At 42.8% G+C, this 20,300-nt stretch carries 17 protein-coding genes; 13 read left to right on the top strand and 4 right to left on the bottom strand.

The genetic code is table 11. From position 1 onward, the window contains the following. Positions 1–16: 16 nt before the first annotated feature. The gene (locus RMY31_RS24965) at positions 17–745 is read right to left on the bottom strand and encodes a class I SAM-dependent methyltransferase (RefSeq protein ID WP_322665978.1); all 729 of its coding nucleotides are present in this window, start codon (positions 743–745) and stop codon (positions 17–19) included. Between the two features lie 152 nt (positions 746–897). On the opposite strand from RMY31_RS24965, the gene RMY31_RS24960 reads away from it, so the two are divergent. The 4 genes from RMY31_RS24960 to RMY31_RS24945 all read left to right on the top strand — a co-directional run bounded on the left by RMY31_RS24960 (position 898) and on the right by RMY31_RS24945 (position 6,207). After that, positions 898–1,632, top strand: coding sequence for a DUF1995 family protein (locus RMY31_RS24960; RefSeq protein ID WP_322665977.1), 735 nt, complete (start codon positions 898–900; stop codon positions 1,630–1,632). Between the two features lie 792 nt (positions 1,633–2,424). After that, on the top strand, positions 2,425–3,879 hold the full coding sequence (locus tag RMY31_RS24955; RefSeq protein ID WP_322665975.1) for an aminotransferase class V-fold PLP-dependent enzyme: 1,455 nt from the start codon (positions 2,425–2,427) through the stop codon (positions 3,877–3,879). Between the two features lie 176 nt (positions 3,880–4,055). Next, positions 4,056–5,390 carry a sulfite oxidase gene (locus RMY31_RS24950; protein WP_322665973.1) on the top strand — a complete coding sequence of 445 codons (1,335 nt, stop codon included), beginning with the start codon at positions 4,056–4,058 and terminating at the stop codon, positions 5,388–5,390. A gap of 28 nt (positions 5,391–5,418) precedes the next feature. Beyond that, the gene (locus tag RMY31_RS24945; RefSeq protein WP_322665971.1) at positions 5,419–6,207 is read left to right on the top strand and encodes a sulfite exporter TauE/SafE family protein; all 789 of its coding nucleotides are present in this window, start codon (positions 5,419–5,421) and stop codon (positions 6,205–6,207) included. A 58-nt stretch (positions 6,208–6,265) separates the two neighbouring features. Here the strand turns inward: RMY31_RS24945 and RMY31_RS24940 are convergent, their stop codons facing one another. Further along, complete coding sequence (locus RMY31_RS24940; protein WP_322665969.1) at positions 6,266–6,883, bottom strand: TetR/AcrR family transcriptional regulator; 618 nt, start codon at positions 6,881–6,883, stop codon at positions 6,266–6,268. 393 nt (positions 6,884–7,276) lie between these two features. Here RMY31_RS24940 and RMY31_RS24935 point away from each other — a divergent pair, with 393 nt between their 5' ends. From RMY31_RS24935 to RMY31_RS24915, 5 genes are all read left to right on the top strand, one after another. Then, positions 7,277–8,473, top strand: coding sequence for an ABC exporter membrane fusion protein (locus tag RMY31_RS24935; RefSeq protein ID WP_322665967.1), 1,197 nt, complete (start codon positions 7,277–7,279; stop codon positions 8,471–8,473). Between the two features lie 100 nt (positions 8,474–8,573). Next, positions 8,574–9,746, top strand: a complete 1,173-nt coding sequence (gene devC, locus RMY31_RS24930) for an ABC transporter permease DevC (RefSeq protein ID WP_322665965.1) — start codon at positions 8,574–8,576, stop codon at positions 9,744–9,746. Positions 9,747–9,862: 116 nt separating this feature from the next. Beyond that, the gene (locus RMY31_RS24925) at positions 9,863–10,567 is read left to right on the top strand and encodes a DevA family ABC transporter ATP-binding protein (protein ID WP_322665963.1); all 705 of its coding nucleotides are present in this window, start codon (positions 9,863–9,865) and stop codon (positions 10,565–10,567) included. Between the two features lie 938 nt (positions 10,568–11,505). Continuing rightward, positions 11,506–12,441, top strand: a complete 936-nt coding sequence (locus RMY31_RS24920; RefSeq protein WP_322665962.1) for a M23 family metallopeptidase — start codon at positions 11,506–11,508, stop codon at positions 12,439–12,441. Between the two features lie 121 nt (positions 12,442–12,562). After that, positions 12,563–13,105, top strand: coding sequence for a late competence development ComFB family protein (locus RMY31_RS24915; protein WP_322665960.1), 543 nt, complete (start codon positions 12,563–12,565; stop codon positions 13,103–13,105). 75 nt (positions 13,106–13,180) lie between these two features. On the opposite strand, the gene RMY31_RS24910 is transcribed toward RMY31_RS24915, so the two are convergent. Beyond that, positions 13,181–14,014 carry a L,D-transpeptidase gene (locus RMY31_RS24910; protein ID WP_322665958.1) on the bottom strand — a complete coding sequence of 278 codons (834 nt, stop codon included), beginning with the start codon at positions 14,012–14,014 and terminating at the stop codon, positions 13,181–13,183. Positions 14,015–14,125: 111 nt separating this feature from the next. Between RMY31_RS24910 and RMY31_RS24905 the strand changes: the two genes are divergently transcribed. The 3 genes from RMY31_RS24905 (at position 14,126) to RMY31_RS24895 (ending at position 16,633) form a co-directional block, all read left to right on the top strand. After that, positions 14,126–14,401: a hypothetical protein gene (locus RMY31_RS24905; protein WP_409878351.1), complete on the top strand. Its 276-nt coding sequence runs from the start codon at positions 14,126–14,128 to the stop codon at positions 14,399–14,401. Positions 14,402–15,205: 804 nt separating this feature from the next. Continuing rightward, positions 15,206–15,862 (top strand): sigma-70 family RNA polymerase sigma factor, encoded by a 657-nt coding sequence (locus tag RMY31_RS24900; protein ID WP_322665956.1) that lies wholly within the window; start codon positions 15,206–15,208, stop codon positions 15,860–15,862. Between the two features lie 156 nt (positions 15,863–16,018). Then, positions 16,019–16,633, top strand: a complete 615-nt coding sequence (locus tag RMY31_RS24895) for a transcriptional regulator (protein WP_322665954.1) — start codon at positions 16,019–16,021, stop codon at positions 16,631–16,633. 15 nt (positions 16,634–16,648) lie between these two features. Here RMY31_RS24895 and RMY31_RS24890 read toward each other — a convergent pair whose 3' ends face one another. Continuing rightward, the gene (locus tag RMY31_RS24890; RefSeq protein ID WP_322665952.1) at positions 16,649–17,104 is read right to left on the bottom strand and encodes a gamma-glutamylcyclotransferase; all 456 of its coding nucleotides are present in this window, start codon (positions 17,102–17,104) and stop codon (positions 16,649–16,651) included. An 87-nt stretch (positions 17,105–17,191) separates the two neighbouring features. Between RMY31_RS24890 and leuS the strand changes: the two genes are divergently transcribed. Next, the gene (gene leuS / locus RMY31_RS24885; protein WP_322665986.1) at positions 17,192–19,792 is read left to right on the top strand and encodes a leucine--tRNA ligase; all 2,601 of its coding nucleotides are present in this window, start codon (positions 17,192–17,194) and stop codon (positions 19,790–19,792) included. Positions 19,793–20,300: the final 508 nt, after the last annotated feature.

Below are 20,300 nucleotides of genomic sequence, written 5' to 3'. Positions count from 1 at the left end.
AATGATGTCCACTGTATCAAAATCGCACCTTATACAAATCAAATAATTCTCCCGATCGCCGCGCAACTACCTTAGCACCAGCAGCTTTAATCGTTTTTTCCCACTCAGCCACAGGTTCTAGAAACACCTCCGCACCCAAGTAAGTTTCTAGAACTGCCCAATCCTCTGCTAAAGGCTGTTCTGGATTAAGGATGTCAAACACAAAATGTCCGCCTGGTTTTAACACTCGTTTGACTTCTTCCAATACGGCAGTCCCATATTCGAGTGGATAGTAGCAACTGAATCCTGTAGCGATCGCCAAGTCAAATTGATCCTGAGAGTAGTTTAAGTAATGAGCCGGGCCTAACTCAACACCTTTGAACAACTTTGAGTTCAATTGCGAACCACGAGAATTGAGAGTATCCCGTGCGACATTACTAACTTCTTGCCCATAAAAAAATGCTTGCCAATCTCGCCAAGGATAAATCAAAAAACTGACACCACAGCCAATATCCAAACAGTGCTGGTTCTTTTGCGGTTGAGCAATTTCCCAGAAAGGAGAAACAATTCTCCCTGGCAATATACCAGCAACCCACTCTTGATATATTGGCATTGCTTGTACTTCTGCTGGTAGCTCAAAGGATTCATTTTGATACTGTCGGTTAAAGCGATATGCTACTTGCGCTACCCTCTCGTGCCATTTGTCTGAGTGACGGCTATTAGTGTGTGAGGCAAAGAAACTGTTTTGAGGGGGCTTTTTAGACATTAGACGAATTCTCTAAGGATAGGGCTACAGGTGCAAGCTGGTAAACCCATATTAAATCTAACTTTCTTAATTACGAATTACTGCCGCACTCAATCATCTTAGTCAACTAATCCTGAAACAATGAAAGTAGACACTACAGCACGATACAGATTATGAGCGAACTTCCCAACAGTCTTGAAGATGCGATCGCCCAATCGCGCCTAGCTACTCAAGCTGCCCTCGCAGATGGCTATACTCGCCTACAAGTTGAGTTTTTGTTTCCAGAACTTAAACACCTACTAGTAGCACAAGATTTTTTACCAGTGTTCGCAGAATATGAGTCCCGCTTGAAGGTTTTCTTGGCCGATGCTGGCGGTGCTGCCCTCGCCCGTCGCGATTGGGCAGATGCACCATTTAAAATTTTAGATATCGGTACGGGAAGGGCGGCTTCTCTACAGACAAAAATTCAGCCAGAAGATGAAATTTTCTTGTTCGTTGCCCCTACTTCTGTAGAAGTCCCGCAAATGGAAAAGCTATGTCAAGAAATTGGCGATCGCCCTTTAGTCATTTTAAATCCTCGCCTTGAAGATTCTGGGGTTGTGGGTATTGGTTACGCTGCCAGGCAAATCCGCGATCGTTTCCTCAGCACTATCGAATCCTGCTATTACCTGCGTCCTGTAGATGAGGAAACTGCTGTATTTCGCTGTTACCCCGGACAGTGGGAAGTATGGGTGGAAAATAGCGGCGAGTATCAAAAAATCGCCGAATTACCGAAAAAACCTTCAGGCGATGATTTGGATTTTATCCTTATGAAGGGAAACTCGCAAACAACGGCAGAGGCTGTACCTACGAAAAAACCCAGTATGTTCAAGAGTTTACAACGGTTCTTAAAGGCGTTGAGTAGCTAGTTTCTAAAGGCGATCGGGGTTTGGGTGATGTCTTGAAAATCCCCGTCGCCAATTGCAATATTAACTCCTCTAACTTCTCCACTGCCGGACAAAGACCATATATTATACCTTGCTTTTACAATATTTGCATCTAACCTAAGATATGTATAATAATGTATTTTTCAAGACATTTTTATACTGATCTGTTTCTAACTTAAGATAGATGCTAGATTGATAACCCTCAAATAATAGATAATCCGAGAATTTTGGACAAATGCCATCAATGTCAACAAACAGCTAAGAGCTTTTACTTTAGCCGTAAAGTTATCATGTCTTGATAATTACTTATAATTACTTAGGTATATAGTTATTTTATAAACATAGCTTATCAGCTAATTAATAAAATATTCCTAAAGGTCTATCAAAAATTAGTACAGAATTTTTAATTGATAAATACTTTTCTAGGAGCCAGTTTCAGGCTTCGTTAGGAAAAAAATTTACTATAAATTCACTTACAGTACATTTAGTTTTTTTAATAACTACAAGAAATATTTTAAAATATACTTAATTTATTTAATATTATTTATACAATGTATAATAAATGTAAATAAAAATTTAAGAATTAAATATAATCACGGCTACTTTTTCTAGTTTTTTATTAAAAAATCATTAAAACTACTGAGTTTTAACCGAGCAACAAAGTACTGCTAAACACTAAAGATAGTGGAGATTAATATTTTTGTTGCTTTGGATAAATCTCTGTGGAAGTTAAGTTTGTCGAAAAATTCCAAACTGAAAATAAGGGTACAAAAAATGACTGATACACTTGCATTCAGCACAAACAGCAGGCAAGAACCCGCACAATCGTTACTGTTGGCAGACCATCTTGATAGTTTTTGGAACCAGAAAATCAGACCCTTATTCACAGATGAGTCTTTATCTTTTAGGGTGAAGACTCGTAACGGTAAGTATGTCAGGTACATCAACTTAGACAATGGAGCCACAACTACTCCTTTTGCTAGCCTGAAGCAGTACGTGAACGAGATGCTTGATACCTATGGCAGCGTGCATCGAGGTTCTGGGCAAAAGTCCATCATTACAACGCAAGAATATGACGCAAGTCGGGATATCATTCGGAAGTTTGTGAATTCGTCCTCACAGAACTATGTCATCTTTGCGAAGAATACAACAGAAGCAATCAATGGAGCCGCCACACTGTGGGCAAAAAGACCTGGAAAAATCTTAGTCTCTGATATTGAGCATTCTTCAAATCTGCTGCCTTGGGTAACTAGAGATGAAGTTGTCCAATATAGAACTCAACCAGACGGAAGTGTGAGTCTTGCTGAAATTGAAAATATCTTCAAGGCACACCAAAATCGCTCGAAAGCCGAGCAAATCAAATTACTCACCATTACAGGTGCTTCGACTATTACAGGTTATAGACCACCTATTTACGAACTTGCGGCTTTAGCACATAAATATGGTGCGAAGATGTTTGCTGACGTGTGTCAATTAATCCAACACGAGCGGGTAGACATGCGTGCAGATGACGATCCATGTCATTTAGATTTTGTCGCTTTCTCCGGACACAAGATGTATGCTCCTTATGGAACAGGAGTTTTGCTAGGGCCGAAGGAGTTTTTTGACGGCTCTTACCCTTATCAAATTGGCGGTGGAAACCTGCCCTACATTACCAGAAACCTCGAAATCAAGCGTTTTTACACAGAACGGGCACACGATCCAGGAACGCCAAACGCAATGGGTGCTATTGCCATAGCAAAAGCGATTCAGATTATAGAAGAGCTGGGACGCGATCGCATTGCTGAATACGAACACTCTCTAGTTGACTTCACATTCACACGACTTCAGGCCATTCCTGGTGTGAAAGTACATATCCCAGGAGATAATTTAGCTCATGTGATTCCCTTCGATATTGATGGGTTTGACGGACGCTTAGTGGCAGAGATTCTGGCACAAGAATATGGCATCGGGGTGCGAGCTGGAGCATTCTGCACATACGAATACATTCGCAAACTCAAGAATATTTCCGACGAGCAAGACTGCGAGATTGCTAAAGAAGTTGAAAGTGGAATTACACGCAACATTCCTAGCATTATCCGGGCTAGCTTCGCCGTGTATAACACACTTGAAGACTGCGATCGCTTCCTTTATGCGATTTCGGAAATAGCCCAAAATGGATTAGATTATTACTTACCCCACTACACCCAGAATCAGACAACTGGTGTTTGGACAGCGATTGATAGGTAGTCTTACTCCTTGTTCGTACCAAAACTTATATTTGGGAAGAATAAGTACCTAGACAAAATTAATTACACACCTTGTTTTCTTATTGTCCGTTCCCTATTTAAAAGTTCCCTATTTCTAACAATGAATTTAATTTTGTCCGACTACTTATCGGGTAGCAAAAGTAGACTTAAACTCTTTTGCTACCTAAAAATATTGAATTACAAGAGGGTAATAGCTTGAGTGATGAAAACCTCTTTGACCAAGAGGATTATATAAAAGCACGGGTTGATGAGTACATCTGGCAAAAAAGCATAGAAGCAGGTATTTCGCGCCAACGCTTTCTACGAATACTAGCCACGATGCTTGGAGGAACAGCCATTGGAGGGTTAGCTAGACCTCTGCCTGCTCGTAGTCAGATAAACACATCAAATGCTTCCAAAACCAAGGGTAGTAAGATACTGAAGCCATTGCCACCAGGATATATCTCTCATAGCAAAGGCACATTAGAGATGAACTGGGAAACAATGTATGGGCGTGGCTATTTAGTGCCAAACGATTGGTTCTACGTTCACAACCGCAATACACCTCCTGCTTTTGACCCATCTACATGGCGTTTGCGGATTGAGGGAACTGGCGTTTCTGTTCCCTGTGAGTTTACATACGATGAAATCATCGCTATGCCATCAATCTCAGTCACTAGTGCCATTGAGTGTGCTGCCAATGGTCGGCGCTTCTTTGAAGAGGCTTACAACACACCTCTTTCGGGAACGCGGTGGAGGTTGGGGGCTATTGGCGTAGCTGAGTGGACTGGTGTACCACTTAGCATCTTGTTAGAACGAGCCGGATTGAAATCCACTGCCAGGGACGTATTAGTTGAGGGGGCAGATTTGGCTTCGCTGGATGAAAAAGGGACACAATCCAAGTTCAGCAGTGTAGTTCCCATCGCTAAAGCAACAGCAGATAACTCCCTCATTGTCTATGCCATGAATGGGGAACCGTTACCCCCAGACCACGGTCAGCCATGCCGCGTGATATTTCCCGGTTGGGCAGGAAACGCCAATGTCAAATGGATTGAACGCATTGAAGTTTCCGAAACGCCTATATATACCCAATGGGTACTAAATCAGATGGTGCTGATTGGCCCAGATTACCCAGCTATTTCACCCTATAAAGGTAAGCTAATTACTTATCAAAATGTCAAGAGTGCCTTTGAGTTGGCTTGGCCGGCTACCCTTTCTGCTGGAAATTACCTGCTGCGCGGACGTTCTTGGTCTGGGAAAGGCAAGATTGTACGCGTGGAAGTCAGTCTCGATGGTGGCAGAACCTGGCAATTTGCACGATTGAGAGAACCCAATTTTCCTTTTGCATGGGTGCGATGGGATATTGATTGGAATCCAACTCCTGGGAAGTATTCTCTACAAGCTCGTGCTACTGACAACTTGGGTAATACACAGCCGAGTACAGTTCCGTGGAATGATGTTGGATTGCTCTATGGAGGCGTTGTTAGCCATCCAGTGACAGTACAAGGTTAGCTTAAGCTTAATAACTTTAATTAGTTCTATGGAAGACCTATTGACGATTGATTTTAGCTGGTTGATTTTAGGGGTTGGGGGTCTAATATCTGGAGTCATAGCTGGACTTTTAGGAATCGGTGGCGGTATTATCACAATTCCACTTTTAGTCACACTCGGTTATAGTCCTGTGCAAGCGATCGCTACTAGTAGCCTTGCGATTGTTATTACTTCACTTTCTGGAAGTTTGCAGAATTGGTGGATGGGTTACTTTGACTTTAAACGAGTAATTTATTTAGGAATTCCAGCTTTTTTAACTACTGGAATCGGAGTCTATTTCGCTAATAAAATTCCACCTTACATCATCCTTTTTACCTTCGGGATAATATTATTAACTAATATTTATTTGATAGAGCTTCGCAAAGAACTTGTTTTAAAGCAAGCAGAGAAAACAGTGCCAGAATTTAACCCATTACTTTCTAAAATTGGTACTGGAGGAGCAGCAGGAATTTTAGCAGGATTCTTTGGCTTAGGTGGCGGAACGATTATGGTACCGCTACAAATGTTACTCCTAGGAGAAGAAATTAAAGTAGCAATTCAGACTAGTCTTGGTGTGATTGTGATTACTGCTCTAGCTGCCTGCACAGGACATACATTAGAGGGAAATATTTTGTTTGTTCAAGGTCTAATTTTAGGTTGTGGAGGTCTTTTAGGCGTTCAGATGAGTACTCGCACACTACCAAAACTACCAGATTCGGTTGTCAGCCTTGTGCTTCGTATTTTTTTAGGAATACTATCAATTTATGTTTTTTGGGAATCTTGGATAAATTATCAATAAGAGAGTTTTAGCTTTTACATAGCGCTTGGTTGCAAAATAAAAATGTCAGAAGTTACATTCAATCAGCGCAGTTGACGATCAGGTGTGTCAAAGCATCAATCAGGCGATCGCTTTCCATTGGCATAATATCTTTACCATGCATAATCTCCTGAGTCATCACAAAATGCACTAATGATCCAATCAAAATCCTTGCTGTTGCATCTGGGTCGGGTATCTGGAGTTCAGAACAAGAGGCTAAATATTTACTGATAGTCTCTATAGCTGGTTTAGCAATGCTGAGAATGAAAACCTGAGCTAACTCAGGAAACCGCGCTGACTCCCCAATCAAAAGTCGCTCAAATGCTTGATATTCCTGGTCGTTGACCATCTGATCCAGTGCAGTTTTTGCTAAACGCCGCAGTACGATATAGGGTTCTCCCACCAAGGGTTGCGTTCCTAAAACAGAGTGAAACCGCTTTTTTGCCAGTTTCTCTATCAGTGCCTTAAAGAGTCCTTCTTTATCCTGAAAGTGGCTGTACACCGTGGCTTTAGAAACCCCCGCTGCCTCTGCTACCTTATCCATACTGGTGGCAGCGTAGCCATTGACTAGAAACTCCTGCATCGCCCCTTGCAGAATTTTTTCTACTTTATCTGCTGAACTTGAGCGATCTATTTCTCCAACTTTTGGGCGTGCCATTTCTAAATAATCCTTTTTTGTAAATAGTCTTAAGAATTTCTCTACTCTGTCACACCTGGCTCAAAAGCTTGTCTGGCACAGTCAGCAGACAACCAATAGTTAAGAGCGATCGCTTGACTAAACTACCCAGTTTAGTATAATCCTATTATATAACTATACAGTTTAGTTTTGTATCTTACAGATCATTCTGTTTGTTAAGCATACAAATGAAGGAGGCAGGGGACTGGAGACTGGGGACTGGGGACTAGGAAAATTACTCCCTCATCCCCCTCATCTCCCCTTGCCTCCCCTGCCCCTCTGCCCCTCTGCCTCTTCAATCGGGACATTTACCAAAATTCGATTTTTCCCTCATTTAAATCAGCGAATTTGGAATTGCTTCAAAGGTATGCTATTGTGCAAAATTCAAAGCTAAGCCGTTCAATATCTCCTCAGTCGATTCTACGTCCGCGCATTTTTATAGCTATTATTGTATCTTTGACTGTAATCGGAAGCAGTATTTATACGGTACTGAAATTTCAAGAACCTTCTAATCAGAAGGCACAATCTCCGGCAACAGTATTGCCAGAGCTAAAAACGGTAACAGCCTTGGGACGGTTCGAGCCGAAGGGAAATGTAATTAAATTATCTGCTACCACGTCTACTGATGGGAGTCGAGTAGAGCAGTTGCTGGTGAAGGAGGGAGATAGGATTAAAGCAGGGCAGGTGATAGCAATTCTTGACAGTCGCGATCGCTTAGAAGCAGCATTAAAAGAAGCACAGGAACAAGTAAAAGTGGAGCAGGCAAACCTGATTCGCACACAAGCAGGTGCTAAACCCGGAGAAATTGCAGCCCAACAAGCAACCATTGCCCGCCTCGCAGCAGAACGCCAAGGAGATATTAAAGCCCAAGTAGCAAATGTTGCTCGATTGCAAGCGGAAGTGGGTAACGCTCAAGCAGAAAATCGACGCTATCAGGTGCTGTACCAACAAGGAGCAATCTCTGCCTCTCAAAGGGATAGCAAGCGCTTAACTCTAGAAACAGCTCAAAAACAATTACAAGCAGCACAGGCAGAATTACAGCGCATCCAGTCAACTAGCCAACAACAATTAAAAGAAGCCACAGCCACACTGAATCGAATTGCGGAAGTGCGAGGAGTAGATGTAGAAGCTGCCAAAGCAGAAGTTAGCCATGCCGTAGCAACCATGAATCGGGCAGAGGCAAATTTAAAACAAGCTTACGTGCGATCGCCTCAAGATGGCCAAGTATTTGAGATTCACACCCATCCAGGGGAATTAGTATCAAATGATGGCATTGCCGATATCGGGCAAACCAATCAAATGTATGTAGTAGCCGAAATCTACGAAAGTGATATCAGCAAAGTGCGATCGGGGCAACAAGTACGAGTAATTAGTGATGTCCTACCTAGTGAATTGCAGGGAACGGTAGAACGCAAAGGTTTACAAGTGCAACGGCAGAATGTGGTTAATACTGACCCATCCAGCAATATTGATAACAGAGTAATAGAAGTCCATATCCGATTAGATGATGCTTCTAGCCAAAAAGCTGCCGACTTAACCAACATGCAAGTTAAGGCAGTCATTGAACTGTGAGATTAAAGGGCAGTTGTCATTTGTCAGGGGAGGCTAAAACTCCTAACTCTTGTACAGACGCGATCAATCGCGTCTGTACTCCTAACTCAGCACTATAAAAATGGGACTACTCAAACAACTACAGCGGCGAACACCTCTAGGATGGTTGCAACTGAGTCATGACAAAAGTCGTCTGTTGGTAGCATTGTCAGGCATTGCCTTTGCCGATCTGCTCATGTTCATGCAGTTGGGCTTTCAAACAGCACTGTATGACAGTAACACCAGACTACATCGCAGTTTGCGCTCAGACATTGTCTTAATCGGTTCTCAAACCCGTAACCTGCAAAGAATATCTACATTTTCTCGTCGGCGATTGTATCAGGCAATGGATATACCAGGGGTGAAATCGGCAGAGGCAATGTATGTGAGCAACATGATCTGGAAGAATCCCCAAACACGTCGCGATACAGAAATTCTAGTAATTGGATTCAATCCAGACAAGCCCGCTTTTGACTTGCCAGAAGTTAACCAACAATTACCAGAAATCAAACTACCAGATACCGTCTTATTTGACCGTGCTGCCAGAGGAGACTACCAAGAGACGATCGCCCAACTCGAACTAAGTAAAGCTGTAAAGACGGAAGTAGAACGGCGAACAGTTATTATTAGTGGATTATTTAAACTTGGGGCATCTTTTAGCGCAGATGGTACCCTAATTACTAGCGATCAGAACTTTTTGCGGCTATTTCCTCGCCAACTTGCTTCTAGCGTCGGTGTTGGTTTGATTGAGGTGCAACCTGGCTTTGATAAAAAGCGTGTAGTAGCAGCATTGAAATCACACTTAAGAGATGATGTCAAAGTGCTTACCCGCGAAGAATTCATTCAATTTGAGAACGACTTCTGGAGACGAAACTCTCCAATTGGGTTTATTTTCAGCATAGGTGTATCGATGGGCTTTGTAGTAGGTGTAATTCTCGTCTATCAAGTTCTCTCCACTGATGTTAATGCACACATTAAGGAATACGCCACCTTTAAAGCTATGGGGTATCGCAATTACTACCTATTAGGTGTGGTATTTGAAGAGGCTGTGATTTTGGCAATATTGGGCTTTATGCCAGGAGTCATAGTATCTTTGGGACTTTACCATCTAACTAGCAGTGCCACAAACTTGCCGATGTATATGACCGCCCTCCGAGGATTGCAAGTGCTAGTACTAACCATCATCATGTGTACCATTTCTGGAGCGATCGCTACCCGCAAACTGCAAGCCGCTGACCCCGCAGATATGTTCTAAAAAATGGAGGTAGAAAAGAGGACGCGGGGACGCGGAGAATCTATCAAAAAAATATTCTCCGTTTCCCCAGTCCCTAATCCCCAATACCTAGTACCCAGTCCCTAATCCCTAGTCCCATGACTACAGTTATTTCCATCCAGAACCTCGACCACTACTTCGGTCACGGTACACTCCGCAAACAAGTTTTATTCAACATCAACTTGGAAATAAATACTGGTGAAATAATTATTTTGACTGGCCCCTCTGGTTCTGGTAAGACTACTCTTTTGACCCTAGTTGGTGGATTACGTTCTCCCCAATCTGGCAGTTTGCAAGTGTTAGAAAGAGAACTTAGCACTGCTAATGCCGAACAACTAGTGCAAGCACGACGCTGTAACGGTTATATTTTCCAAGCACACAACCTGCATGGTAGTTTGACGGCACTCCAGAACGTCAAAATGGGTTTAGAATTGCACCAACACATTGGGCAACAACAGATACAAACTCGTTCAGTCCAAATGCTTGAGCAGGTGGGATTAGGAAATCACTTTCACTATTATCCCGCTCAGCTGTCGGGAGGACAAAAACAACGAGTAGCGATCGCCCGTGCTTTGGTCAGCCATCCTCAAATTGTTTTGGCCGATGAACCCACAGCCTCCCTTGACAGTCAATCAGGTCGAGACGTGGTTAACTTGATGCAAAAACTTGCCAAAGAACAAGGCTGTACAATCCTAATGGTTACTCACGACCATCGAATTCTAGACGTTGCCGATCGCATTGTTCATATGCAAGATGGCAGACTAGTACAAGAAGGCACAATAATTAAAAACTATTTAATTTGACTTTACAGCCTCGAATTCTTCACAGTTTCGTCGTAATTTTGTAATAGTTCCGTCATAACTGTGTGTGATATTTAGTTTTGTATTTGGTTACAAAATGCTTTTGTTTGGGTTCAAGGTAGGACTTCCTGCCTTTTACTTTTTTTTATAAGTTAGGTCGGTGTGAATATTTATCGTTGAGACAAGGCAGAAGGCAGAGGGCAGAAAGCAGAAGGGAAGAAGGTTTGAGCTAAGTTTACTTTTCGTTACATAGTTATGTTTATTTGCACCTTTCTACTTATAAGAGTTATATCTATATCTATCACTTCATCACATATTTTTACATAGATACAAAACATGCTCCCGCTGCGAGAGTAGGAAGCTTTTTCTAAGTGTGACAGTTTATCGCCTGTCCATCATCCATCAGAGCATATATTTTAAGCACTGAATGATACTAAATAAACAAAGGAAGTATACTTTTTAAAACAACGTGATAGTTTAGAAACCGCCTGTATCAAGCCTTGTTCTGTGTTTTGAAAAGTTGCTTCTTGTGGGCAAAGACGACATTTGCTACCCTGCGGGTTCGCCTTTAGGCGTTCTCGTACCCCTGCGAGCAAGCAAGCTACGCGTAGCGTCTCTATCAGGAGAAGAGTAACCGCGCTCTGCGCGTCTACAACCGGGGAACCCTAGCAACGCAGTGTCTTTCCGATACCCCACTTTTCGCTATATCTTAATTATGAGTTACGAATGTACCCTCTAACATTAAAGTTTTTCACTTTATTGAAGTTATTTTCCCCAAGAAGCGATCGCTTGAGCTAGTATAGTTTAGTTCCCCAAATACTGCTTAATATTACTTAATATATTGTATTTGTTTTCCTAAATATCTGCTTCGGTTTGGAAACACTAGCGTTCATAAGCTAGTCTGTTGGTCAGCAGAAGTTCAGAGATTGTTTTATAGATCTATGACTACCAAGGATCGCGCTGGAAACTTCCAAAATAAGTTGCTCTGTCTTGGCATCAAAGATTGGAAACCCAATCGCCATACAACAAACTTGTTCATTGGCATATTTGTCTCTTTCCCTGTCACCTTGGCATTGCCTGTAGATGCTTTACAAGTACAGGTGGTTCCGACTAATCCTGCGTTGGGGGATACTTTATCTGTGGTAATTAATCTGGATAATCCCAATAATGGTAGCAATCCATTAGTGGCTATTGGCGAAAAAATTTACCCTGCATTTGCAATTGCACCCAATAAGTATCGGGCTTTGGTTCCTACAACTCCATTGGAAAAAGCCGGAACGAGAACAATTAAAATTTCCGGTGATGGCCAAGTGCAAAATTTGGCAGTGAAAATCGGTACTCGTAAGTTTCCTGTACAACGCATCACGTTGCCACCAGGAAAAGCTGGGGTAAATGCGACCGAGTATGAACTCAAGCGTGTAGCGGCTTTTAAGGCGTTAGAGACACCGCAAAAATATTGGAATGGTCCCTTCCTGAAACCAAATGCAGGGCGGATTAGTACAATTTATGGTGTACGTCGCTACTATAATGGTACATTTGCAAAGGACTACTACCATCGTGGCGTTGACTACGCTGGTGCCGCGGGTTCGCCCGTGACTGCTCCAGCTGCTGGGCGAGTTGCTTTGGTGGGCAGAGTATCCCAAGGATTCCGAGTTCACGGTAACGTAGTTGGCATTGACCACGGGCAGGGAGTGACAAGCATTTTCATGCACCTAAGTCGTATTAATGTCAAAGAAGGCGATACCGTAAAAGCTGGTCAAGTAATTGGCGCAGTGGGTTCGACAGGCGCTGCCACTGGTCCACATTTGCACTGGGGTCTCTATGTCAACGGACAATCTGTCGATCCAGTACCCTGGCGAAACAAGGTCTTTGATTAGTCAAGACTGCATAAATCACGTCCTTGCATAATTTGTATATTTTTCGCCGATAATTAGGCAAAATAAATTGGACTGATACCGTCCCTACCTTACTTGGGTGGCTTAAAAGAAGATGAGCGTTATGAGTATTGAAAAAATTGTGGAACAAGCTCTCCAGGATGGTTATCTTACACCAGCAATGGAAGCAGAAGTTGGGCGAATCTGTGATAACGCATCGGAACTCTCAATTGAAGAGTACATGGCGCTGGATCGACTGATGGGAGCGCTATTGACAGGTGAGGTAGTGGCGGTTCCTCGCAAACAATTTATTAACGTCATGGAAGAATTGGTACTAACCGAGGCGATTGCGCGAGTAGCAGAAATTGAGGCTACCAGCGAAAGCTCCCTGGATGTAGGAGATATTGCTGCTTATGCTCTTAATAGGCTTCCACCCTTGTACGCTACTACAGAAGAAGGTGCCAACTATCAGCGCCAACGTGCCAAAGCAGAACTTGAAGAATTAATTTCACAGCAAGTCAGTGAGGCGATTGGTCGTAACCTCGACCAACCAAATGACAACAGAACACCAGTCTTAGCCAAAAATACTGGTAATGAAGTTCTGCGCCAAGTCAGTAACTTACTTCAAGTCTACGCACCCAACTTTGAGCAAAAATCACAATATTAAATAGTCCAGAATCAAACGTCCAAAGTCAACAGTCAAGAGGTAATAAACTATTGACCGTTGACTACTGACTAACAATCAATCGCGCACCCTCACTGTTGTGCCTAGTTTGACCTGTTCATATAATAAGCGGACATCAGGATTACGCATTCGTAAGCAGCCGTGGGACACAGCAGCTCCCATTACTTCAGTATCCGGTGTGCCGTGAAAGCCAATTTGATTGCGTCCATCTGACCAAAAACCAATCCATCTTTCTCCCAAAGGACTATCAGTACCAGCTGGAAATACTTTGCCAGTAATTGGATGTCGCCAAATGGGATCGTGTTGCATGTGCTTTACTTGGAAAGAACCTGTAGGTGTTTCCCAACCCTTCTTACCTACAGCAATTGGATAGCTGGCTATTACCTCATCTCCTGCATAAACATAGGTGCGGCGATCGCTTAAATCTACCACCACTTGCGTCTTTGCAGATGCCAGCCCGTTAAATGATTTTTGTGGATTTGAAGCCCAAGGTAAACGCAACTTGGGCTGTTCAGTATTTCGATTCTGCTGTTGCCCTGGAGCTGCTAGCCGCATTCTGGGTACATCAGTTGTTTCAGCTACATTTTGGCTCACTGTAACCGACGTATTATTAGACTTGACGGCAGAAGATTTTAATATAAGATTTCTCTGGGCAGCTTTCCCTAAAGTGGCTTCATTAGGGGGTGTAGATGCACCAAAAGCAGTTTCCTCTATACCCCCAGGAAATTTTCCTTGGAAGCTGGCTGGGCGGTTTCCTTTAGTAGAAACTGGCTTTTCAAACTGCCGTTGCGTTGAAGTGATGCGCCAATGGACAGCCAGCGATAAGATGGCTGTACCAAAACAGAGAAACATTACTATACGCGCTACAGATTCATTTCTTACCATTGCCATAGCCTATTGTTTATCCCTGACATATCCAAATAACTTATTGGATGCGCTCATAATTTCATTATCAAGAATTTATCAATTCTTATCTGTTCTCTTATAACTCTTCCAATACTCTTGGGCAAACTAGGGCTATACGGACATCTCGTCAAGCAAAATTCTTTAACAAGAACTTCATTTATTGCTAGCACTCTCCAAGTGCAGCAATCAATCATTAATGGTGTGGGTGGGATAAAGACCATGTTTGAAAAACTATTGTTAGCAGTCACGATTACATTTTCTCTCAATTTCTTTTTTCAAGTCCGCGTACCCGATCGAACAAAGACTGGTGCTATTTACCAGCAGCATACAGAAACATCAACAACAATTTTAGTAACAAGACCGGAAAAATAATATTCTAGTGACTACAGTTGTCTAAATAAAAAACTCTGAAATTGTATCTAGGCGTCATACCAATTTTTGGTTTTGGATTAAAAGTCTTTACCATAAGGCTATTACTTTAATTTCTATACTACTTATTCCAGTGTGGTATCAGACCCCTAAATGTTTCCACAGCATTGACAACAAGAGGTATCTTACCCTAATTTCAGGCAGTTAAGCGGCTTTTAAAACACTAATTTAGTATTCAAAATATAAGCTTAAAAATTGGTTTTTTGTCTGCCGTAAGACTGAGCTTTTTTGACGACTCCTGCAAGTAACCCTAGTTCTCATTAGGCTTCCTGCAAAAGTTGGGAACAAAGTAAAGGTTGAGGCATGAAATTGTCCTTTTCTCCTATATGTTCAGTTGTCAGAAGGCACGAGGACGACAGTTGCCACAACGAGGGAACCCTAACGGACACTTGTGCACAACAAAGGGTAAACTGCTACAGGAGCAAAAACCCACTCCATAACTGATAGCTATATCTTTCATCTGTTGGAGTAATAAAACATACATCTCAACTTTTGTCAATCGTAGGTGGTCAGATGACCTTAGTTGCACAATTATACGTAAGATTGCTGTACATTGTTAGGTGATAAATAATGGCTGAAAAGGTAACTATACAATTGCTAGTAGAAAAACTTGGCTCTTTTTGCAATGAAGAACATGCCTAAACTTATATACCTTAGTGTTCCAGTCATAAATCCGTCCCTGACGCAGGAACATCGTGTCAATTAGCATGTCTAATAGATAGGGATGATTTACAGCCAGTACGATCTATGAGTCAATCGATTACTGTATCCTGGTCAACATTTGATGCAAGGTATCCAGAAGCATCGGTGCAAGTTGACAAACTCTCTAATCACGATCTAATTTTGCGCTGTCAAGTAGGGTTGCGTCCCGATCGTGCTGCGTTTGCAGAGCTATTGCGCCGCTATCAGTCCCAAGTTGATAGAGTTTTGTACCACCTAGCTCCAGATTGGCCTGACAGAGCCGATTTGGCTCAAGAAGTTTGGATTCGAGTGTATCGGAATATCAACCGATTACAAGAACCAGCTAAGTTTAGGGGCTGGTTAAGCCGTATTGCCACCAACTTGTTTTACGATGAGTTGCGGAAACGTAAGCGGGTTGTCAGTCCTCTATCACTGGATGCTCCCCGTTCGGTAGACGATGGCGAGATGGATTGGGAAATTGCTGGAGATACTCCAGGCCCAGAGGAAGAACTGACAACTAGAGAGTTTTACGAGCAATTGAGAGAGGCGATCGCGGATTTACCAGAAGTATTTCGCACTACTATTGTCCTTAGGGAAATCGAAGGTATGGCATATGAAGAAATTGCCGAGATTACTGGAGTTTCTTTGGGAACAGTGAAGTCGAGAATAGCCAGAGCGAGATCCAGATTGCAAGCTCAGTTGCAAAATTATCTCGACACCTAGATTGACAGGATCTTGCCTCTGCCTAATGGCAGAATTTAAACATTAATTAAGCAAGATGATGAAATGTATAAGACTACGCCATTAGGAATAAAATTGATGAATTTCTCAGAATTACTCGTTGCGTTTACCCGTATATGAATTGGTAATAATGCTAAGATGACTACTGATTCTCGATTTCCCGATCGTTCCCCCTTGCAATTTTATAGAGTGTCAGATGGGATGGGCCAGCATACCAATGATTCAACGGGTGCTATAGATATGGTGAAGCGCGATCGCTTCGAGTTATTGAGTGCTTATCTCGATGGTGAAGTTACAGCTGCCGAAAGCAGGCAAGTAGAAGAATGGCTGGCAAACGATACAGACGTTCAATGTTTGTATGCCCGGTTGTTAAAGCTACGGCAAGGCTTGAAAACTCTCCCAGTGCCAGCAGCCCAACAGCCACCAGAAGTAACAGCACAGCAAGTATTGGCGCGTTTGCGTCGCCGTTCCCGGTTTGTGTGGGTATTTGGCGGTGCAGCGCTCGCTGCTTGTGTTATCGGCACAGTATCTGGCTTGCTACCAAGCGGCGAATCCAAGCTGCAACTGGCGCAAAAACCAAAAGTAGAATCAACACAAGCTACCACAACACCTGTAACTCCACCAGTCTCACCACTGATGGTAGCTCTAAATAACCCAGTAATTGAAATTCCCAAGGCGGCAGTAGTTTCTCCAGAAAAGCCAGCAGTTCTGGAACAGCCTCGACCAAGGGAAGTCGAACAAGACATTAATTAATCGCCAAGCAGGTTGTTAAATTACATTTCGTAGCTTTGCAGTTAAACCACAACCACTCCACCAGCCGTCAGGTTGTGGAACACCTTTTAAATAGGAAACTCGCTCCGGAGTCATTAAGTAAACCCAAGCGCAACCAAGGGATAAGCCCTGTAGGCTGTATATTTCCAAGTCCTGGCGAATATAGAGGTTTTCTGATATTTGTCTAGTCGGTTGGTAATCTTCCAGTTCGTCCAGAACATCTAAGATCCTTGGGTCGGCAAAAACGAGTAGATAACCGTGGACGAAGTATTCTCCAACAGTCATGGCTGGGAAGCCCATTGGCAGAGAAAATAATTCGCCCATGGCAACAGATCTTTGGGCATTAACTGCCTTGCTAGCGCAGTATTTATCATAATTAGCTTCACCTGGTTTAAGCGTGCCGTAAACAAAGACTCGCACTAAATCAGGAAATTTTGCTTTTGATTCAGTCATCCTCTTTTGAACCAACTTATTCCTTTGCCTTCCATAATCTACAATATGGAGGCAGACACGATTACAGACCCAGTAGGAGACTTCTCGGTGGATTCCCGATATAACCCAGCAGCAATTGAGGAAAAATGGCAAAAAACATGGACAGAACAAGGCTTCGATAAAACACCTACAAATAGCAATAAGCCAAAATTCTACGCTTTATCCATGTTCCCCTATCCATCGGGCAGCCTACACATGGGTCACGTCCGTAATTATACGATTACCGATGTGATTGCTCGCCTCAAGCGAATGCAAGGCTATCGAGTACTGCATCCTATGGGTTGGGATGCCTTTGGCTTACCAGCAGAAAACGCTGCCATTGACCGAGGAGTACCACCTGCTAAGTGGACTTATCAGAATATTGCCCAAATGCGGCAGCAATTACAGCGTCTTGGTTTATCCATTGATTGGGACAGCGAAGTTGCCACCTGTTCGCCAGATTATTACAAGTGGACGCAATGGATTTTCTTACAGTTTTTGCAAGCGGGTTTAGCTTACCAAAAAGAAGCCGCAGTCAACTGGGATCCTGTTGACCAAACTGTACTGGCAAACGAGCAAGTTATCGATGGACGTTCTTGGCGCAGTGGGGCTATAGTTGAGCGTAAATTGTTGCGTCAGTGGTTTTTGAAGATTACTGACTACGCTGAAGAATTGCTCAAGGACTTAGATAAGTTAACAGGTTGGCCGGAACGCGTCAAATTAATGCAGGCCAACTGGATTGGTAAATCTACAGGTGCTTACTTAGAATTTCCCCTTATTGGGTTAAGTGAAAAAATCGGCGTATATACCACACGCCCCGATACCGTTTATGGTGTCAGCTACTTGGTATTAGCACCAGAACATCCCTTAACAAAGCGCGTCACCACAAAACAACAAAAAGCGGCAGTAGAAGCTTTTATTCAAGAAGTTGCCAATCAAAGCGAGTTAGAACGTACTGCTGAAGACAAACCCAAGCGAGGCATTCCGACTGGTGGTAAGGCAATCAATCCGTTTACAGGGGAAGAAGTACCCATCTGGATTGCTGACTATGTACTGTATGAGTATGGTACTGGGGCAGTAATGGGTGTACCGGCACACGATGTCCGGGATTTTAAGTTTGCCAATAACTATAACTTGCCGATTGAATTTGTCATCGTAGAACCGGAGGCAGTTGCCAATGTGGATTTTCAGCAAGAAGATCCACCGTTAATCATGATTGATTATGACAGTGCATACACTGACCCAGGAATTTTAATTAATTCTGGCCAGTTCAGTGGCATGACTTCTACAGATGCCAAGCAAGCAATAGTTAAATATGCCGAAGAACAAGGATTTGGCAAAGAACGCATACAATATCGCTTGCGGGATTGGTTGATTTCCCGTCAACGTTATTGGGGCGCGCCCATTCCAGTGATTCACTGTCCCAGTTGTGGTATAGTGCCAGTTCCTGACAAAGATTTGCCAGTGCAGTTGCCCGAAGAAGTAGAATTTACCGGACGCGGCGGTTCGCCATTGACTCAGTTGGAAAGCTGGGTGAATGTGCCTTGTCCAACTTGTGGTACACCAGCCAAACGGGAAACCGACACGATGGATACTTTTATTGATTCCTCGTGGTATTTCTTGCGGTTTACGGATGCTCAGAACGAACAGCAGGTTTTTGATTCCAGGAAAACCAATGACTTGATGCCAGTAGATCAGTATGTAGGTGGAATTGAACACGCGATTTTGCATTTGTTGTATTCGCGATTTTTTACCAAAGTACTGCGGGATAGAGGCTTATTGAACTTTGACGAACCTTTCCAACGTCTGTTAACTCAAGGCATGGTACAGGGTTTAACTTATGTAAATCCTCAAAAAAGTGACAAAGATAAATGGGTTCCCTTTAATCTTGTAGATTCTGCCGATCCGCGAGATCCTAAAACAGGTGAACCACTGCAACTTGTTTACGCTACCATGTCCAAGTCAAAAGGCAACGGTGTCGCCCCGGAAGATGTAATTGCCAAATATGGTGTAGACACAGCTCGTATGTTCATTTTATTCAAAGCGCCGCCAGAAAAAGACTTGGAATGGGATGAAGCTGATGTGGAAGGACAGTTCCGCTTTTTAAATCGGGTGTGGCGATTGGTTACGGATTACATTACCTCTGGGGTATCCCGTGAAAATACCAATTCCAATTTAACTAAGTCTGAAAAGGACTTACGGCGAGCAATACACACTGCTATCAAAGCAGTTTCAGAAGATGTAGAAGACGAATATCAATTCAACACAGCTGTTTCTGAATTGATGAAGTTGAGTAATGCCTTAACAGATGCCAGCTGCAGAGATTCACCAATTTATGCAGAAGGTATTGAGACTTTGGTGGTGTTGCTGGCACCTTTTGCCCCGCACATTGCTGATGAATTGTGGCATTTAATGGGTAATAGCGATTCCGTTCACATTCAAACTTGGCCGGTTTTTGACTCTGCTGCTTTGGTAGCTGATGAAATCACTTTGGTGATTCAAATTATGGGCAAAACTCGCGGCGCAATTCAAGTACCAGCGCAAGCAGATAAAGCAGCGCAGGAAAAGTTTGCCCGCGAGTCAGAAGTTGCCCAGCGTTACATTGAAGGCAAAGAGATTAAAAAGGTGATTGTAGTACCTGGGAAGTTAGTGAATTTTGTAGTTGCCTAAGAACTGGAAAAGAGGTGGAGAGCAGGGGAAAATAAATTAATTTGCCCATCTCCCTCAAGGAAGCTAAACTATCTAAAACAGCGATCGCGCGAGATTTGTCTTTGAGACCAGCAAAGACTATGGTAAATTAGTGCCGCGATCGCCATATTTAAGAGACGCTCAGTCGGCTTGATTTGCATTCAGTTATATGGGTCTATGTAAGTCTGCACAGAATTAGTAACCCACAGAACACAATGATTAGTTTAAATTCTCCAGCATTTTTAGGCTTAAATCAATCTCGTAAAATTGAAACTGAGGTACAGGAAGATAGTTCGGTTGATTTTTCTAAGCATAAACAATGGAACTATGAATGCGGATGGAAGAATACTTTAACGTGAGTTCGACGGTTAAAAAAAGCCAAAAACCTTGCTAGATATGAACCATGAGAAACTAGGTAGGTATTGGGCTCGCTAAGATGAATTGAAAATCGGCAAAAAAGGTACAAAAAAACGCCGAGACTCAAAATATC

The sequence above is a fragment of the Dendronalium sp. ChiSLP03b genome (genome assembly GCF_034531165.2).
In the GTDB taxonomy this organism is placed as follows: Bacteria; Cyanobacteriota; Cyanobacteriia; order Cyanobacteriales; family Nostocaceae; genus Dendronalium; species Dendronalium minutum.
Note: the sequence above shows the minus strand (reverse complement) of the source record. Positions and strands in the feature narration are given on the sequence as shown.

Excerpts from the sequence above, each read along its gene's own strand:
- RMY31_RS24940 (WP_322665969.1), bottom strand. The coding sequence starts at position 6,883 with ATGGCACGCCCAAAAGTTGGAGAAATAGATCGCTCAAGTTCAGCAGAT.
- devC (WP_322665965.1), top strand. The coding sequence starts at position 8,574 with ATGGGACTACTCAAACAACTACAGCGGCGAACACCTCTAGGATGGTTG.
- RMY31_RS24900 (WP_322665956.1), top strand. The coding sequence starts at position 15,206 with ATGAGTCAATCGATTACTGTATCCTGGTCAACATTTGATGCAAGGTAT.
- RMY31_RS24965 (WP_322665978.1), bottom strand. The coding sequence starts at position 745 with ATGTCTAAAAAGCCCCCTCAAAACAGTTTCTTTGCCTCACACACTAAT.
- RMY31_RS24895 (WP_322665954.1), top strand. The coding sequence starts at position 16,019 with ATGACTACTGATTCTCGATTTCCCGATCGTTCCCCCTTGCAATTTTAT.
- RMY31_RS24910 (WP_322665958.1), bottom strand. The coding sequence starts at position 14,014 with ATGGCAATGGTAAGAAATGAATCTGTAGCGCGTATAGTAATGTTTCTC.
- RMY31_RS24925 (WP_322665963.1), top strand. The coding sequence starts at position 9,863 with ATGACTACAGTTATTTCCATCCAGAACCTCGACCACTACTTCGGTCAC.
- RMY31_RS24955 (WP_322665975.1), top strand. The coding sequence starts at position 2,425 with ATGACTGATACACTTGCATTCAGCACAAACAGCAGGCAAGAACCCGCA.
- RMY31_RS24915 (WP_322665960.1), top strand. The coding sequence starts at position 12,563 with ATGAGTATTGAAAAAATTGTGGAACAAGCTCTCCAGGATGGTTATCTT.
- RMY31_RS24890 (WP_322665952.1), bottom strand. The coding sequence starts at position 17,104 with ATGACTGAATCAAAAGCAAAATTTCCTGATTTAGTGCGAGTCTTTGTT.
- RMY31_RS24920 (WP_322665962.1), top strand. The coding sequence starts at position 11,506 with ATGACTACCAAGGATCGCGCTGGAAACTTCCAAAATAAGTTGCTCTGT.
- RMY31_RS24945 (WP_322665971.1), top strand. The coding sequence starts at position 5,419 with ATGGAAGACCTATTGACGATTGATTTTAGCTGGTTGATTTTAGGGGTT.
- RMY31_RS24960 (WP_322665977.1), top strand. The coding sequence starts at position 898 with ATGAGCGAACTTCCCAACAGTCTTGAAGATGCGATCGCCCAATCGCGC.